This window comes from Microbacterium sp. (assembly GCF_051860965.1).
GTDB lineage: Bacteria > Actinomycetota > Actinomycetes > Actinomycetales > Microbacteriaceae > Microbacterium.
In genome coordinates, this window is record NZ_JBIMKU010000005.1 from 129,634 (window position 1) to 143,793 (window position 14,160).

The following is a 14,160-nucleotide window of genomic DNA, read 5'->3' on the forward strand; positions in this document are numbered from 1 at the left end:
CGGTTCACAGAGCGGTGACGGCGGCGGACTCGACGGCGAGGCCCGCGCGGTAGCGGTCGAGATACGTCGCGAAGCCGGCGACATCGGCGGGGTCGGGATCGGCGATGGATGCGTCGGCACCCGCGAACACGCGCTCGTCGAGGTAGGTCGCGAGGTCGAGTCCGGATGCCTGACGCCGATAGGCCGCGAGCACGGCGATGCCCCACGCGCCGCCCTCGGACGCGGTCTCGCCGACGGCGACGGGCGCGTCGAGCGCCGCCGCGAGGAAGCGCTGCGCGACGCCGGCCGTGCGGAACATTCCGCCGTGGGCCTGCATGCGCTCCAGCACGACGCCTTCGTCGGCGAGCACCCGCATCCCGAGCGCCAACGTGCCGAAGACGCCGTACAGCTGCGCACGCATGACATTGGCGAGCGTGAAACGGCTGTCGGGCGTGCGGACGAAGAGCGGGCGTCCTTCGACCAGACCTGCGATGGGTTCGCCCGCGAGGTGGTTGTAGGCGAGCAGACCCCCGGCATCCGCATCCCCGTCGAGGGCTTCGCGGAACAGCGTCTCGAAGACCCGGTCGGCAGGGAGCGGGTTGCCGGATGCCGCGGAGAACCGCGCGAACAGGTCCGCCCAGGCGGCGAGTTCGCTCGCGCCGTTGTTGCAGTGGACCATCGCGACGAGATCGCCCGCAGGCGTCGTGACGAGGTCGAGTTCGTGGTGCACGCGCGTGAGCGGCCGCTCGAGAACGACCATCGCGAAGATGCTCGTGCCGGCGCTCACGTTTCCGGTGCGCGGAGCCACCGCGTTCGTAGCCACCATGCCCGTGCCGGCGTCGCCCTCGGGTGGGCACGCGGGTGCCCCCGGCTGCAGGGCACCCGTCGGATCGAGGAGCGCCGCTCCCTCGGCCGTGAGGGAGCCGGCATCCGCACCCGCCGGCAGGACTGCGGGGAGCATCGCCGCGATGCTCCTGCCCCCGAGGGCGGCTGAGTCGAGGCGATCGAAGAGGCCCACGAGGCGGGCGTCGTAGTCGCCGGTCTCAGGATCGATCGGGAACATGCCGGATGCATCTCCGACGCCGAGGACGGCGCGACCCGTGAGCCGCCAGTGCACGTAGCCCGCGAGGGTCGTGAGGAAGCCCACGTCGGGCACATGAGCCTCGGAGTCGAGCACGGCCTGATGGAAGTGCGCGATCGACCAGCGGAGGGGGATGTTCGCTCCGAACAGGGACGTGAGTTCGGCCGCCGCCGGACCCGTCGATGTGTTGCGCCAGGTGCGGAACGGGACGAGCAGCTCGCCGTCGGCGTCGAAGGCGAGGTAGCCGTGCATCATCGCCGAGACGCCGATGGCCGCGAACGACGTCGGCGGCTGGTCGCCGAGCGCGGCGACGAGATCGGCGTAGGCCGCCTGCAGGCCCGCCCACACGTCATCCAGCGCGTACGTCCACATCCGGTCCTCGAACCGGTTCTCCCACCCGTGGCTGCCGACGGCCAGGACCACGGTCGGATCGTCGGCGTCGACGAGGCAGGCCTTGATGCGGGTCGATCCGAGCTCGATTCCGAGGACCGCGTTCATCGCCGATCGTCCCCGCTCTGGCCGTAGACGTTCTGATAGCGGTTGTAGAGCGCGTCGATCTTCTCCTGCGGGATCGGCACGAGCGGCCCCGCCTCGCGCGCGATGTGCACCGTGCGCGCGGCGTCCTCGCACATGACGGCGGCCTTGACGGCGTCCTTCGCCGACACGCCGATCGTGAAGGGACCGTGGTTCTGCATGAGGACCGCGCGGCTGCGGTGGCCCGTCAGCGTCTCGACGATGCCCCGGCCGATCGCATCGTCGCCGATGACCGCGAAGGGGCCGATCGGGATCGGCCCGCCGAACTCGTCGGCCATGCCGGTGATGACGCACGGGATCTCCTCGCCGCGCGCGGCCCACGCGACGGCGTAGGTGGAGTGGGTGTGCACGACTCCGCCGACGTCCGGCATGTGACGGTAGACGTACGCGTGCGCGGCGGTGTCGCTGGAGGGACTGCGATCACTGCCTGCGGACCCGGGGACGACTCGTCCGTCGAGATCGCACAGGATCATGTTCTCGGGGGCGAGATCGTCGTACGAGACCCCCGACGGCTTGATGACGAACAGGTCGGCGCCGGGAACCCGGCCCGAGACGTTGCCGCCGGTCCAGATGACGAGGCCGTAGCGCACGAGCTCGGCGTGCAGGGCGGCGACATCCTCGCGAGTGGCGGCGATCGCCGCTTCGACCTGCGGGCTGAAGTCGACGGTCACGGTGGCCTCCGTTGGTCTCGTGGGTGCTCCGATCGATGTTACCGGTAACATCGATCAGACTCCAGCCCGCACCCGACGACCCCTCCATGGCGACACGACGTCGGCGGCGATCAGCGGGATATCGCCGAAGCTCGAGGGATCAGAACGGCGGCGCCGACGAACGGTGCGTCGGCGTCGAGCACGGCGGCGACGGCGCGGCGCGCTTCACCGAGGAAATCGAGCCGCACCGTGGTGAGCGCGGGGGCGTAGAACGCGGCATCCGGGTTGTCGTCGAAGCCGACCACGCTCACGTCCCCCGGCACGTCCAGGCCGGCCGCCTTCAGGCCTGCGACGAGCCCGAGCGCCATCTGGTCGTTCGCCACGACGACGGCGGTGATCCCCGCGCGCACGGCGTCGGCGACGTCGGGTGCGAGGGCGGCGCCCGTCGCAGCGCTCCAGTCGCCGCGCCAGACCGGGCCCGGATCCACGCCCGCCGCGGCGAGCGCAGCCGCGACCCCGTCATCGCGCGCGATCGCCTCGAGCCAGTCATCCGGACCCGACAGCCGAGCGATCCGCCGATGCCCGAGCGCCACGAGGTGCTCGGCGGCGAGCGCTCCCCCCTGACGCTGCCGCTCCGCGCCGAGCGCGGTGTGCAGCGCCTCGACGGGCACGCTCGTGTGGGCGCGCTCGAGCGCGGCGAGCGTCGCGACGTGCGGCGCGAGCACGATGATCCCGTCGACGCCCTGCGCGAGCAGGCGGTCGGCGGCGGCGATGACGGATGCCTCGGACGCGGCATCCGCGTAAGCCGTCGCGATCCACCTCCCCGCCTCTCGCGCAGCGGCGTCGAGAGCCGCGATTCCGATCGACGGACCGTAGAGCGTGGCATCCGAGGCGATCACGCCGAGGGTGCGGGTCGTCCTCGTGCCGAGTGCACGGGCGGCGTTGTTGACGCGGTAGTCGAGGGCCGCCATGGCGGCGAGCACGCGCGCCCGCGTCTCGGGCCGGATGTTCGGATGGTCGTTGAGGACGCGCGAGACCGTCTGCGTCGACACGCCGGCCGCGAGCGCGACATCGCGCACACCCACTCGACCGTTCGGCGCCTCGTCCATCGCGCTCACGATACCCACCGCGTGGCACGCTGGAGACATGACACTGCGCGCGCGACTGCTCACGGCGCTCGCGGGCGATCCCGACGGAACCCCGGCGTGGGTGCGCGCTCTCGCCGACGGCGGCGACGACGGCTACTTCGCCGACGGGGGCGCGGTCTGGACGGTCCATGCGGGAACGGCCACCTTCGTCGCCGGCATCCGGGCCCTCCTCATCCAGGCACTCCACCCGGGCGCGATGGCGGGCGTGCACGACTTCTCGCGCTACCGCGAAGACCCGATCGGCAGGCTCACGGGCACCGTGCGCTGGATCATCTGCGTGACCTACGGATCGACCGCGCAGGCGCAGCGGGAGACGGCGCGCGTGGGTCGCCTGCACGAGCGGGTCGAGGGGACGTATGCGACGGATGCCGGACCCCGCGCGTACTCGGCGTCCGACGCATCGCTCGTGGAGTGGGTGCACCTGGCCTTCACCGAGGCGTTCCTCGGCGCACACGAGCGCTGGGGCGGACCGATCCCCGGCGGCGCAGACGCGTACGTGCGGGAGTGGGCGATCGCCGGGCGCCTCATGCGGGTCGAGCACCCGCCCGAGACGGAGGCCGACCTGCGGGCGAGGATGGACGGCTACCTCGATCGCGGAGAGCTCCGCCGCGATGAGCGGGTGGACGCGGTCGTGCGCTTCCTGCGCGACGTGCCCTTCACGGGGACGATGCGGGTGGCCTATCGCGTGCTGTTCGCGGCCGCGGTCGCCTCGCTGCCGCACCGGTATCGAAAGCTGCTCGGGCTGCGCCGCACCATCCTCCCCGTCATCTCGGCGACGCGCATCGTGCTCGCCGTCTCGCAGCGCGCGCTCGGCTCCGGACCCCGGGCTCAGGACTTCGCGCGCGAGCGCCATCGTCGGCTCGCCGGCGCCGAGCCCGCCGAGGCGTGATCCCCACCCGCGAGTGTCCGCGACGGGGAGAGCACTCGGCCCGCGCCGGGCAGACCCGTCGCGAAACGAGGCATCCGACCCGCCGGCGCACGCGGGATGGCACGCTGGAGGCATGCGCATCGCCCTCACCGGATCATCGGGAAAGCTCGGAACCGTCGTCGCTCGCGAGCTGAGGGCGAACGGGCACGACGTCGTCGGTCTCGACATCGCGGGCGAGCGCGGGCCGGGCTTCGTCCAGGTCGACCTCACCGATTACGGCCAGGTCGTCGACACGATGGCCGGAGTGGGCGACCGCCCGATCGGATTCGACGCGGTCGTGCACCTGGGCGCGATCCCGGCTCCCGGCATCCGCAGCGACGTCGCGACCTTCCACAACAACATGGCGGCGACCTTCAACGTTTTCTGGGCGGCCGTGCGGCTCGGCATCCGGCGCATCGTCTACGCCTCGAGCGAGACGGTGCTCGGCCTGCCGTTCGATGTGCCGCCTCCGTACATCCCGGTCGACGAGGACTATGCGCCGCGCCCCGAATCCGTGTACTCGCTCGTCAAGACGCTCGAGGAGCGGCTCGCGGTCGAGCTCGTGCGCTGGCATCCCGATCTCTCGATCACGGCGCTGCGCTTCTCGAACGTCATGGTGCCCGAGGACTACGCCGAATTCCCGTCGTTCGATGCCGACGCACGTCTGCGGAAGTGGAACCTGTGGGGCTACATCGACGCGCGTGACGGCGCACAGGCGGTGGAGCGCGCGCTCGCGGTCGCGCCACCCGGATTCGACCAGTTCATCATCGCGGCAGCCGACTCGGTGATGTCGCGCCCGAACGCGGAACTCGTCGCCGAGGTCTTCCCCGACGTGCCCATCGCCCGCGAGTTCGGCACGCACGAGACCCTCCTGTCGATCGAGAAGGCGCGTCGCCTGCTCGGCTACGAGCCCCGGCATTCGTGGCGGGATGCATGAGCGAAGACCCCCGACTCGCCGCAGCCCGCTATCGACAGGGCGCCGACGCCGAACCCGAGGAGCCGGCGCGCACACCCACGCAGCGCGAGACGGCGGCCTACGTCGAGACGGCGATCCAGCAGGCGATCCGTCGCGGCGACTTCGACGACCTGCCGGGGGCGGGTGAGCCGATCCCGCATCTGGGTGCAAGCCAAGACCCGGACTGGTGGATCCGCCGCAAGATCGAGCGAGAGAACCTCACGGGGCTCGGTCCGCCCGCACTGCGGCTGCGAGTGGAGGATGCCGAGCTGGAATCGACTCTCGACGCGCTCGCCCGCGAGTCGGATGTGCGCGAGACGCTGGAGGACTTCAACCGCCGGGTCATCGAGGCCCGCCGGCAGCTCCTCGGCGGGCCGCCCGTGGTCACCCCCGTACGCGACGTCGCTGCCGAGATGAACGCCTGGCGCGCCCGTCGCGCCGAGCGCGAGTCGCAGGCGACGACGGATGCCGCGCCCCCGCGCCGCCGGAGGCTCTGGCGCCGCCCCCGCTGACCTTTCGTCACGATCGGCTCTCAGCCACAGGGTTCGGGGCGAGCCGTGCGAGAGGAGCGGCGCCCTCGAATGTTATCCCTCACTTCGGCGAGCGGGATCGATCGGTGACTGAAGCGTTCGGTCCCGCAAACACATGCCGTTATCGAAGTGTTACCGCTCACAACTTGCGTCGATCAGGAATGTTAGGGCTAACATTCAGAACGCGGCCCACGGTGGGCTGGGGAACACGAGACCGGCATCGACGCCGGAACCAGAACGAGGAGGTTTTGGAATGAAGAAGAAGACACTTCTGGCCGGCATCGCACTTCTGGGGGCGATGGCCCTCAGCGCGACCGGTTGCGCGAGCTCCACCGACGCAGGTGGCGACGGCGGAGACAGCGGCGGGGGCGAGCTCATCACGGTCGGCTTCGCGCAGACGGGGTCGGAGTCGGGTTGGCGCTCCGCGAACACCGAGTCGATGAAGGCGGCGTTCTCGGAGGAGAACGGCTTCAAGCTCACGTTCAACGCCGCGGACAACGATCCCGCCGCGCAGATCGCCGCGGTGCGCGACTTCATCAACCAGGGCGTCGACGCGATCGTCATCGCGCCGATCGTGACCGATGGCTGGGACGACGTGCTGCAGGAGGCGAAGGATGCCGACATCCCCGTCGTCCTCGAAGACCGCACGGTCTCGGCATCGGATGACCTCTACGCGAGCTGGGTCGGACTCGACTTCCGCAACGAGGGCGTCATGGCGGGCGAGTGGGCCGCCGAGAACTTCGCCGACCCGACGAAGCTCGTCGTTCTCGAGGGCACGACGGGCTCGGCGCCCGCGAACGACCGCGCGGAGGGCTTCGACGAGGCCATCGCCGACACGTCGATCGAGAAGATCGACTCGCAGACCGGCGACTTCACGCGAGACGGTGGCAAGAAGGTCATGGAGGGCTTCCTCCAGAAGTACGGCGTCGACGGCATCGACCTGGTCTACGCGCACAACGACGACATGGCCCTCGGTGCGATCGAGGCGATCGAAGCGGCCGGCGCCACGCCGGGCGAAGACATCAAGATCATCTCGATCGATGCGGTGAAGGACGGCATGCTCGCCCTGATCGACAACAAGATCAACTTCATCGTCGAGTGCAACCCGCTGCTGGGCGAGCTCGCGGCCGGGATCGTCAAGGACGTCCTCGACGGGAAGACGGTCGACAAGACCTACTTCGTCACCGACGAGAGCTTCACTCCCGAGCAGGCTGCCGAGGTCATCGACTCGCGTCTGTACTGACGCCCGTCGAATCCCGCGCACGCACCATCGTCGGCGCACGTCCGCCGGGCTCTCGGGCTCGGCGGACGTGCGCGGCAATGACCTTGGAAAGGCCGATGTCGCCCATGTCCGCGAACACCGCACTCACCTCACTGACTCCCGTCGTCACGATGTCGGGGATCACCATCCGCTTCCCCGGCGTGCTCGCGCTCGACGGCGTCGACTTCACACTCCACCCGGGCGAGGTCCACGCGCTCATGGGCGAGAACGGCGCGGGCAAGTCGACGCTCATCAAAGCCCTCACGGGTGTCTATCCGATCGACGCCGGCACCATCACGGTCAACGGCGCCGATCAGGTCTTCGACGGCACCGCATCCGCGCAGGCGGCGGGTGTGTCGACCGTGTATCAGGAGGTGAACCTCTGCGCGAACCTCTCCGTCGGCGAGAACGTCATGCTGGGACACGAGCCGCGCCGTGGTGGGGGAATCGACTGGCGCGCTACCCACCGCGAAGCCGCCCGGCACCTCGAGAGCCTCGGGCAGGTCCTCGATACGCGATCGATCCTGGCCAGCCACTCGATCGCCGTCCAGCAGCTCGTCGCCATCGCGCGGGCGATGGTGCTGGATGCCAAGGTGCTGATCCTCGACGAGCCGACCTCGAGCCTCGACCGCGACGAGGTGGAGCGGCTCTTCGCCGTCATCCGCGAACTGCGATCCCAGGGTGTGGCGATCCTGTTCGTCAGCCACTTCCTCGACCAGATCTACGAGATCTCGGATCGTCTGACCGTGCTGCGCAACGGAAAGCTCGTCGGCGAGTACCTCGTCGGCGACCTCCCGCGCGCGGATCTCGTCACGAAGATGATCGGGCGCGAGCTCGACGAGCTCACCGCACTCGCCTCGGTGTCGAGCCGTGTCATCGACCGCGAGACCACGCCCGTGCTGCGCGCGACCGGCATCGGCCGCCGCGGTCAGTTGCAGCCCGCGGACCTCGAGGTATACGAGGGCGAGGTCGTGGGCATCGCCGGACTCCTGGGGTCGGGGCGCACCGAGCTCGTCCGGCTGCTCTACGGCGCCGATCGTGCGGACTCGGGCCAGGTCGAGATCACGGGCTCCGCCGTCAAGCTCCACTCCCCCCGGCAGTCGATCGACAACCGCATCGCGTTCTCGTCCGAGAACCGGCGCGCGGAAGGCATCGTGGCCGACCTCACGGTGGCGGAGAACATCGTGCTCGGTGTGCAGGCCAAGCGGGGCGCGTTGCGCAGGCTGCGCCGCGCAGAGCAGGATGCCCTCGTGTCCGAGTACATCGCCGCACTGGGAGTGCGCCCCGCCGACCCGCACATGCTCGCCGGCAATCTGTCCGGCGGCAATCAGCAGAAGGTGCTGCTCGGGCGGTGGCTGGCCACGGCACCGCAGCTGATCATCCTCGACGAGCCCACTCGCGGAATCGATGTCGGCGCGAAGGCCGATATCCAGCGCAAGGTCGCCGAGCTGAGCGGCGAGGGCCTCTCGGTGATCTTCATCTCCTCCGAACTCGAGGAGGTGCTGCGCATCGCGCAGCGCATCGTCGTCATGCGGGATCGCCGCGCCATCGGCGAGCTCCCCTCTCAGGATCTCGACCTCGACCAGCTCATCGACTACATCGCCAACAAGGACGAAGGAACCGCGGCATGAAGAAGCTCGCACGACACCGGCTGTTCTGGCCCATCGTGGCGCTCTTGGCGCTCATCGTCGTCAACACCATCGTGCGGCCGAGCTTCATCAGCATCACGGTGCAGGACGGCCAGCTCTACGGTGTGCTGATCGACATCCTCCGCACGAGCGCGCCCCTCATGCTCGTGGCTCTGGGCATGACGATCGTGATCGCCACACGCGGCATCGATCTGTCGGTCGGAGCAATCATGGCCGTCTCGGGCGCGGTCGCCCTGACGATCATCGACACGTCCGGCGACCCCGAGAGCCTCGCGACCGTCGCCGTCGCGGTCGCCGCGGCCCTGGGAGTCTCGCTCGTGTTGGGGGTGTGGAACGGGTTCCTGGTGTCGGTCGTCGGCATCCAGCCCATCATCGCGACACTCGTGCTGATGCTCGCCGGGCGCGGCGTCGCACTGCTCATCACCGACGGATTCATCACGACGGTCAACAGCGCGCCCTACTCGTTCATCGCGACCGGCTACCTCCTCTTCCTGCCCGTCGCCTTCCTCATCTGGGTCGTCGCAGCCGTCGTCATCTCGCTCGTCGAGCGTCGCACGGCGCTCGGCGTGCTGACCGAGGCGGTGGGCATCAACCCCGAGGCGAGTCGCCTCGCCGGGGTCCGAGCTCGGGGCATCATCTTCGGCGCCTACGTGACCAGCGGGGTGCTCGCAGGTCTGGCAGGAGTCATCTACAGCTCGAACATCCGCGCCGCCGACGCGAACGCCGCAGGGCAGTTCATCGAGCTCTACGCGATCCTCGCCGTCGTGCTCGGCGGCACGTCGCTCATGGGCGGCAAGTTCACGATCGCGGGAACGGTGGTCGGAGTCCTGGTCATTCAGACGCTCGACAAGACCATCCTGTTCCTCGGCGTGCCGCCGGCGCAGAGTCCCGTGTTCTTCGCCGTCGTCGTGGTGGTCGTCGTCATCGTGCAGTCCCCACGGCTCCATCGGTGGATTCGAGAGCTCGCGCGCAGGCGCTCCACCCGTGGCACCGATACGACGATCACGGCGGAGGTGGCGTCATGACGACCGAACTGGACACCCCCGCGCGCACGGTCCTCGGCCTCGGCGCGCGATACAGCACGTTCCTCAGTCGGCGTGCGTCCCTGCTGCCGACGTTCGCGGCGATCGCGATCCTCATCATCCTCCTGGTCAGTGCGCAGGCGCAGTTCGGCAACTTCCTCACCGCACGCAACATGTCGGCGCTCCTGCTCGACAACGCCTATCTCGTCGTGCTCGCGGTCGGAATGACGTTCGTGATCCTGACGGGCGGCATCGACCTCTCGGTCGGATCGGTGATGGCGTTCACGGGCATCCTGGGCGCATCGCTGCTCTCGCAAGGCGTCCCGGTCGTCGTGGCGGTCCCGGCGATGCTGATCGGCGGAGCCGTGATCGGCCTGCTGATCGGGGTGCTCGTGCAGCAGTTCGACGTGCAGCCGTTCATCGCCTCCCTCGCCGGACTCTTCCTCGCCCGGGGCCTCGCGTTCGTCGTGAGCCTCTCGTCGATCAAGGTCGAGGACCCGGCCGTGCTGTGGCTGCAGCGCACGCGCTTCACGGTCGGCGACTGGTACATCACCCCGACCGGTGTCATCGCCCTCGCGACGGTGGCGCTCGCGGTTTTCGTCCTCCACTGGACGCGGTTCGGCCGCACAGTCTACGCCGTCGGCGGCGGCGAGCAGTCGGCGCGTCTCATGGGGCTCAAGGTCGCGCGAACCAAGGTCGTGGTCTACGTCATCAGCGGCGTGTGCGGCGGGCTCGCGGGTCTGCTGCTCACGGCGTACTCGGGCGCGGGCTACCCCCGGAACGGCATCGGAACCGAGCTCGACGCCATCGCGGCCGTCGTGATCGGCGGCACGCTGCTCACCGGCGGCACCGGATACGTCCTCGGCTCGCTCGTCGGAGTGCTCGTCTACGGCACGATCAAGAAGATCATCTCGTTCATGGGCGCTGAGCAGTCCTGGACGCAGATCATCATCGGCGTCCTGCTCCTGCTGTTCATCGTCGTGCAGCGGGCGATCGTGGCGCGATCGACGAGACGCCGACGATAGCTGCCCACGCGCCGAGAGGATGGCCGCGTGCGCACGCACGGCAGGCACGATAATGGCGGAATGAACACCGCTGTCCGGCCGCTCCTGGAGCTGACCGGGGCGACGGTGCGGTTCGGTGCCGACGCGGCGATCGACGATGTCGACTTCCGCCTCTTCCCGGGCGAGGTCCACTCGCTCATGGGCGAGAACGGCGCAGGCAAGTCGACGCTCATCAAGGCGATCACCGGCGCGCTCCGCCTCGACGCGGGGACGCTCGTCCTCGCCGGCGAGACCGTGCACTTCGCTTCCCCGCACGACGCGCAGCAGGCCGGGATCAGCACCGTGTATCAGGAGATCGACCTTCTCCCTAACGTCTCGGTCGCCGAGAACATCCTGCTGGGTCGTGAGCCGCGCCGCTTCGGAGCGATCGACTGGCGCCGCATGCGCGCGCAGGCGCACGACGTGCTGGTCGATCTCGGCATCGACATCGATCCCGCGTCGCTGCTGGGCACTCACTCCCTCGCGGTGCAGCAGCTCGTGGCGATCGCACGCGCGATCTCGACCGATGTGCGCGTGCTGGTGCTCGATGAGCCGACCTCGAGCCTGGATCTCGACGAGGTGGCCGAGCTGTTCCGCGTCGTCCGCGAGCTCAAGGAGCGCGGGGTCGCGATCCTGTTCGTGTCGCACTTCCTCGATCAGGTGTACGAGCTGTGCGACCGGGTGACGGTTCTGCGCGACGGACGCTTCGTCGGCGAGTACCTGACGAAGGAGCTGCTGCGGATCGATCTGGTGCAGGCGATGCTCGGGCGCGCCGCCGCCGACGTCGCGGCGCCCGCCAGAGCGATGGATGCCGACGACGAGACGGCGCCCTACCTCACCGCGCGGGGCATCACGGTCGGCTCGGGCATCGTCGACGCCGACATCGATCTGTTCGAAGCCGACGTCCTCGGCGTCGCGGGGCTGCTCGGCTCTGGTCGCACGGAGCTCGCGCGCGGCATCTCGGGCATCGACCGCCTCGATTCCGGGGTGGTGCGCATCACCGGCAAGAGCGGTGCACCGCACAGCCCGCGTTCGGCGATGTCGCTCGGGGTGGTCTACTCGTCCGAGAACCGCCGCACCGAGGGAATCATCAGCCACCTGAGCGTTCTGGACAACATCACGCTCGCCGTCCAGGCGGATCGCGGTGTGGCACGGCGCATCCCGAACGCGCGGCGCCGCGAGCTCGCCGCGAGCTGGGTCGACGCCCTCGACATCCGTCCCGCCGATCTCGACCGCCCCGCCGGAACCCTGTCGGGCGGGAATCAGCAGAAGGTGCTCCTCGCACGTCTGCTCGCCCTGTCGCCGCGCGTGCTGCTTCTCGACGAGCCGACCCGGGGCATCGATGTCGGCGCGAAGGTCGAGATCCAGAACCTGGTCGGCGAGATGGCGTCCAACGGCCTGTCGGTCGTGTTCATCTCGGCCGAACTCGAAGAAGTACTGCGCGTCTCGACCCGCATCGCCATCCTGCGGGAGGGCCGCATCGTCGACGTGCGGGCATCGGACGACCTCACCGTCGACTCGCTGATGGCGCTCGTCGCCCAGCCGGAGGGGCTCGATGGCTGAGCCGGGAGGATTCGTCGCCGAGGACGGCTCGGCCCGTGCGGCGAACATCTTCGACGTCGCACGACTGGCCGGGGTGTCGCACCAGACGGTGTCGCGCGTCATCAACGATCTGCCGAACGTCCGGCCGGCCACCCGCGCGCGCGTCGAGCAGGCGATCGCGCAGCTGCGCTACAGCCCCTCGCCTGCCGCGCGGGCGCTCGTCACGCGCCGCACGCGCACGATCGGTCTCGTGACGCCGGGTGCGCTCGCATTCGGCCCGACCTCGATCGCGATGCACTTCAATTTCGCGGCGCGCGCGGCTCGGTACAACGTCGACACCGTGAGCGGACTCGACAACGATCCGGCGGCTGTCCGCAGCGTGATCGAGGGGCTGCTCCGCCAGCGGGTCGACGCGATCGTCCTCGTGGTCGTCGACGTGGGCGTGCTCGAGATCGTGCGCGGGCTCGATCTGAGCGTGCCCGTGGTCGCGGCGGCCTCCACTCCGCGTCGCAGCCCTCTGATCGTGTCGATCGATCAGTATCGCGGCGCCCGCTCCGCGGTGCGGCATCTGGCCGAGCTCGGCCATACGCGCATCCTGCACCTGGCGGGTCCGACGCGAGCGACGGACGCGCTCGAGCGCGTCCGCGGCTGGCGTGACGAACTCGCCGAGCGGCGTCTCGAGGCCGTCGAGCCGAGCATCGGCGACTGGTCGGCGGCGAGCGGTCATCGCATCGCGCAGAGCCTCGAGATCTCACCGGGCTCCGCGATCTTCGTCGCGAACGACCACATGGCCATCGGGGTCCTGTCCGCGCTGCGCGAGCGCGGTCTGCGCGTGCCCGAGGATGTCAGCGTCGTCGGCTTCGACGACGTGCCCGAGGCGGGCTACCTCTACCCCGCGCTCACGACCGTCCGCCAGGACTTCGACACCCTCGGCGAACTCATCATGCAGAAGGTGCTCATCGCGGTCGAGGAGCCCGACAGCGTCACAGAGGACACACCGATCCCGACGCACCTCGTGGTGCGGCAGTCGACCGCACCGCCCGCTTGAGTCCCACGCCGCGCATGCCGCGCGGCCGACCGCGTCAGAGTGCGGAGATGCGGGTCGTCAGCTGCTCGAGGGTGTCGGCAGGCAGCTGGCCGCCGGCCATCTTGAGCACCGCTGCGGCGGGCATGCCCTTCGCGAAGCCGATCATCGGGTGATCGGGCAGCTCCGGCACGAGCTCCACGATGATCGCCCGCGCCTCGGGGTCGTCGAGCAGGGTGCCGAGTGTCGTCGTCTCGAGGTCGTACTTGCCGGCCATGTGCGCTCCTTCGGGCAACGGGGAGATGAGTGATCTCAGCCTACGACTCCGCTCTGCGCCACGCCTCTGCTGCAGCGGGGATGATCTCGGCGAGCGGCGCAGCCGCGTCGACGACGATCCCCGCTTCGTCCGCGTCGAGCGGCTCGAGCGTCGCGAGCTGCGACGCGAGGAGGCTCGCCGGCATGAAGTGATCGGTCCGCTGCGCGAGGCGCGCCGAGAGGACGGCCGGGTCGACGTCGAGGTGCACGAAGAAGACGCGGGATGCCGCATCCCGCAGCACGTCGCGGTACGTCCGCCGTAGCGCCGAGCACGCGACGACGACCAGCCGGTCCTCGGCGAGCGCTCCCCCGACGAGGCGCAGCCACGGCATCCTGTCTCCGTCGTCCAGCGGTACGCCGGCGGCCATCTTCGCGACGTTCTCGGCGGGGTGAAGGTCGTCCGCGTCGATGTACGCGCCGCCGAGAGCCGCCGCGAGCGCCGCCGCCACCGTCGACTTGCCCGCGCCCGAGACCCCCATCACGACGATCGACATGCGATCCAGGCTACTCACGCCCACCC

14 protein-coding genes are annotated in these 14,160 nt (G+C 69.8%); 9 read left to right on the forward strand and 5 right to left on the reverse strand.

Annotation, left to right across the window (positions count from 1 at the left end):
- Positions 1–4 precede the first annotated feature (4 nt).
- From ACTIFV_RS11090 to ACTIFV_RS11100, 3 genes are all read right to left on the reverse strand, one after another.
- Positions 5–1,558 carry a xylulokinase gene (locus ACTIFV_RS11090; RefSeq protein WP_439592833.1) on the reverse strand — a complete coding sequence of 518 codons (1,554 nt, stop codon included), beginning with the start codon at positions 1,556–1,558 and terminating at the stop codon, positions 5–7.
- Entirely contained in the window at positions 1,555–2,265 is a 711-nt protein-coding gene (locus ACTIFV_RS11095) for an L-ribulose-5-phosphate 4-epimerase (protein WP_439592834.1), read from the reverse strand. Before ACTIFV_RS11095 ends, ACTIFV_RS11090 begins: the two co-directional genes overlap by 4 nt.
- Before the next feature lie 110 nt (positions 2,266–2,375).
- A complete protein-coding gene (locus ACTIFV_RS11100; protein ID WP_439592835.1) occupies positions 2,376–3,353 on the reverse strand; it encodes a LacI family DNA-binding transcriptional regulator in 978 nt (325 codons plus the stop codon).
- 37 nt (positions 3,354–3,390) lie between these two features.
- Between ACTIFV_RS11100 and ACTIFV_RS11105 the strand changes: the two genes are divergently transcribed.
- The 9 genes from ACTIFV_RS11105 to ACTIFV_RS11145 all read left to right on the forward strand — a co-directional run bounded on the left by ACTIFV_RS11105 (position 3,391) and on the right by ACTIFV_RS11145 (position 13,349).
- On the forward strand, positions 3,391–4,281 hold the full coding sequence (locus tag ACTIFV_RS11105; RefSeq protein WP_439592836.1) for an oxygenase MpaB family protein: 891 nt from the start codon (positions 3,391–3,393) through the stop codon (positions 4,279–4,281).
- A gap of 112 nt (positions 4,282–4,393) precedes the next feature.
- Positions 4,394–5,236 carry an NAD-dependent epimerase/dehydratase family protein gene (locus ACTIFV_RS11110; RefSeq protein ID WP_439592837.1) on the forward strand — a complete coding sequence of 281 codons (843 nt, stop codon included), beginning with the start codon at positions 4,394–4,396 and terminating at the stop codon, positions 5,234–5,236.
- Positions 5,233–5,766 (forward strand): DUF1992 domain-containing protein, encoded by a 534-nt coding sequence (locus tag ACTIFV_RS11115; RefSeq protein ID WP_439592838.1) that lies wholly within the window; start codon positions 5,233–5,235, stop codon positions 5,764–5,766. Before ACTIFV_RS11110 ends, ACTIFV_RS11115 begins: the two co-directional genes overlap by 4 nt.
- Positions 5,767–6,037: 271 nt before the next feature.
- Positions 6,038–7,027 (forward strand): ABC transporter substrate-binding protein, encoded by a 990-nt coding sequence (locus ACTIFV_RS11120; protein ID WP_439592839.1) that lies wholly within the window; start codon positions 6,038–6,040, stop codon positions 7,025–7,027.
- 104 nt (positions 7,028–7,131) lie between these two features.
- Positions 7,132–8,676: a sugar ABC transporter ATP-binding protein gene (locus ACTIFV_RS11125; protein ID WP_439592840.1), complete on the forward strand. Its 1,545-nt coding sequence runs from the start codon at positions 7,132–7,134 to the stop codon at positions 8,674–8,676.
- A complete protein-coding gene (locus ACTIFV_RS11130; RefSeq protein WP_439592841.1) occupies positions 8,673–9,719 on the forward strand; it encodes an ABC transporter permease in 1,047 nt (348 codons plus the stop codon). The genes ACTIFV_RS11125 and ACTIFV_RS11130 overlap by 4 nt, the downstream gene beginning before the upstream one ends.
- The gene (locus tag ACTIFV_RS11135) at positions 9,716–10,741 is read left to right on the forward strand and encodes an ABC transporter permease subunit (protein ID WP_439592842.1); all 1,026 of its coding nucleotides are present in this window, start codon (positions 9,716–9,718) and stop codon (positions 10,739–10,741) included. Before ACTIFV_RS11130 ends, ACTIFV_RS11135 begins: the two co-directional genes overlap by 4 nt.
- A 60-nt stretch (positions 10,742–10,801) precedes the next feature.
- Positions 10,802–12,322, forward strand: coding sequence for a sugar ABC transporter ATP-binding protein (locus ACTIFV_RS11140; RefSeq protein WP_439592843.1), 1,521 nt, complete (start codon positions 10,802–10,804; stop codon positions 12,320–12,322).
- A complete protein-coding gene (locus ACTIFV_RS11145) occupies positions 12,315–13,349 on the forward strand; it encodes a LacI family DNA-binding transcriptional regulator (RefSeq protein ID WP_439592844.1) in 1,035 nt (344 codons plus the stop codon). Before ACTIFV_RS11140 ends, ACTIFV_RS11145 begins: the two co-directional genes overlap by 8 nt.
- A gap of 34 nt (positions 13,350–13,383) precedes the next feature.
- On the opposite strand, the gene ACTIFV_RS11150 is transcribed toward ACTIFV_RS11145, so the two are convergent.
- Both ACTIFV_RS11150 and ACTIFV_RS11155 read right to left on the reverse strand, forming a co-directional pair.
- A complete protein-coding gene (locus tag ACTIFV_RS11150; RefSeq protein WP_439592845.1) occupies positions 13,384–13,602 on the reverse strand; it encodes a hypothetical protein in 219 nt (72 codons plus the stop codon).
- Between the two features lie 40 nt (positions 13,603–13,642).
- Positions 13,643–14,134, reverse strand: a complete 492-nt coding sequence (locus tag ACTIFV_RS11155; RefSeq protein ID WP_439592846.1) for a gluconokinase — start codon at positions 14,132–14,134, stop codon at positions 13,643–13,645.
- Positions 14,135–14,160: the final 26 nt, after the last annotated feature.

What these genes read in the sequence shown, in the direction of transcription:
- ACTIFV_RS11090 (WP_439592833.1), bottom strand. Translation starts at nt 1,558, where the DNA reads ATGAACGCGGTCCTCGGAATCGAGCTCGGATCGACCCGCATCAAGGCC.
- ACTIFV_RS11100 (WP_439592835.1), bottom strand. Translation starts at nt 3,353, where the DNA reads ATGGACGAGGCGCCGAACGGTCGAGTGGGTGTGCGCGATGTCGCGCTC.
- ACTIFV_RS11105 (WP_439592836.1), top strand. Translation starts at nt 3,391, where the DNA reads ATGACACTGCGCGCGCGACTGCTCACGGCGCTCGCGGGCGATCCCGAC.
- ACTIFV_RS11110 (WP_439592837.1), top strand. Translation starts at nt 4,394, where the DNA reads ATGCGCATCGCCCTCACCGGATCATCGGGAAAGCTCGGAACCGTCGTC.
- ACTIFV_RS11115 (WP_439592838.1), top strand. Translation starts at nt 5,233, where the DNA reads ATGAGCGAAGACCCCCGACTCGCCGCAGCCCGCTATCGACAGGGCGCC.
- ACTIFV_RS11120 (WP_439592839.1), top strand. Translation starts at nt 6,038, where the DNA reads ATGAAGAAGAAGACACTTCTGGCCGGCATCGCACTTCTGGGGGCGATG.
- ACTIFV_RS11125 (WP_439592840.1), top strand. Translation starts at nt 7,132, where the DNA reads ATGTCCGCGAACACCGCACTCACCTCACTGACTCCCGTCGTCACGATG.
- ACTIFV_RS11130 (WP_439592841.1), top strand. Translation starts at nt 8,673, where the DNA reads ATGAAGAAGCTCGCACGACACCGGCTGTTCTGGCCCATCGTGGCGCTC.
- ACTIFV_RS11135 (WP_439592842.1), top strand. Translation starts at nt 9,716, where the DNA reads ATGACGACCGAACTGGACACCCCCGCGCGCACGGTCCTCGGCCTCGGC.
- ACTIFV_RS11140 (WP_439592843.1), top strand. Translation starts at nt 10,802, where the DNA reads ATGAACACCGCTGTCCGGCCGCTCCTGGAGCTGACCGGGGCGACGGTG.
- ACTIFV_RS11145 (WP_439592844.1), top strand. Translation starts at nt 12,315, where the DNA reads ATGGCTGAGCCGGGAGGATTCGTCGCCGAGGACGGCTCGGCCCGTGCG.
- ACTIFV_RS11150 (WP_439592845.1), bottom strand. Translation starts at nt 13,602, where the DNA reads ATGGCCGGCAAGTACGACCTCGAGACGACGACACTCGGCACCCTGCTC.
- ACTIFV_RS11155 (WP_439592846.1), bottom strand. Translation starts at nt 14,134, where the DNA reads ATGTCGATCGTCGTGATGGGGGTCTCGGGCGCGGGCAAGTCGACGGTG.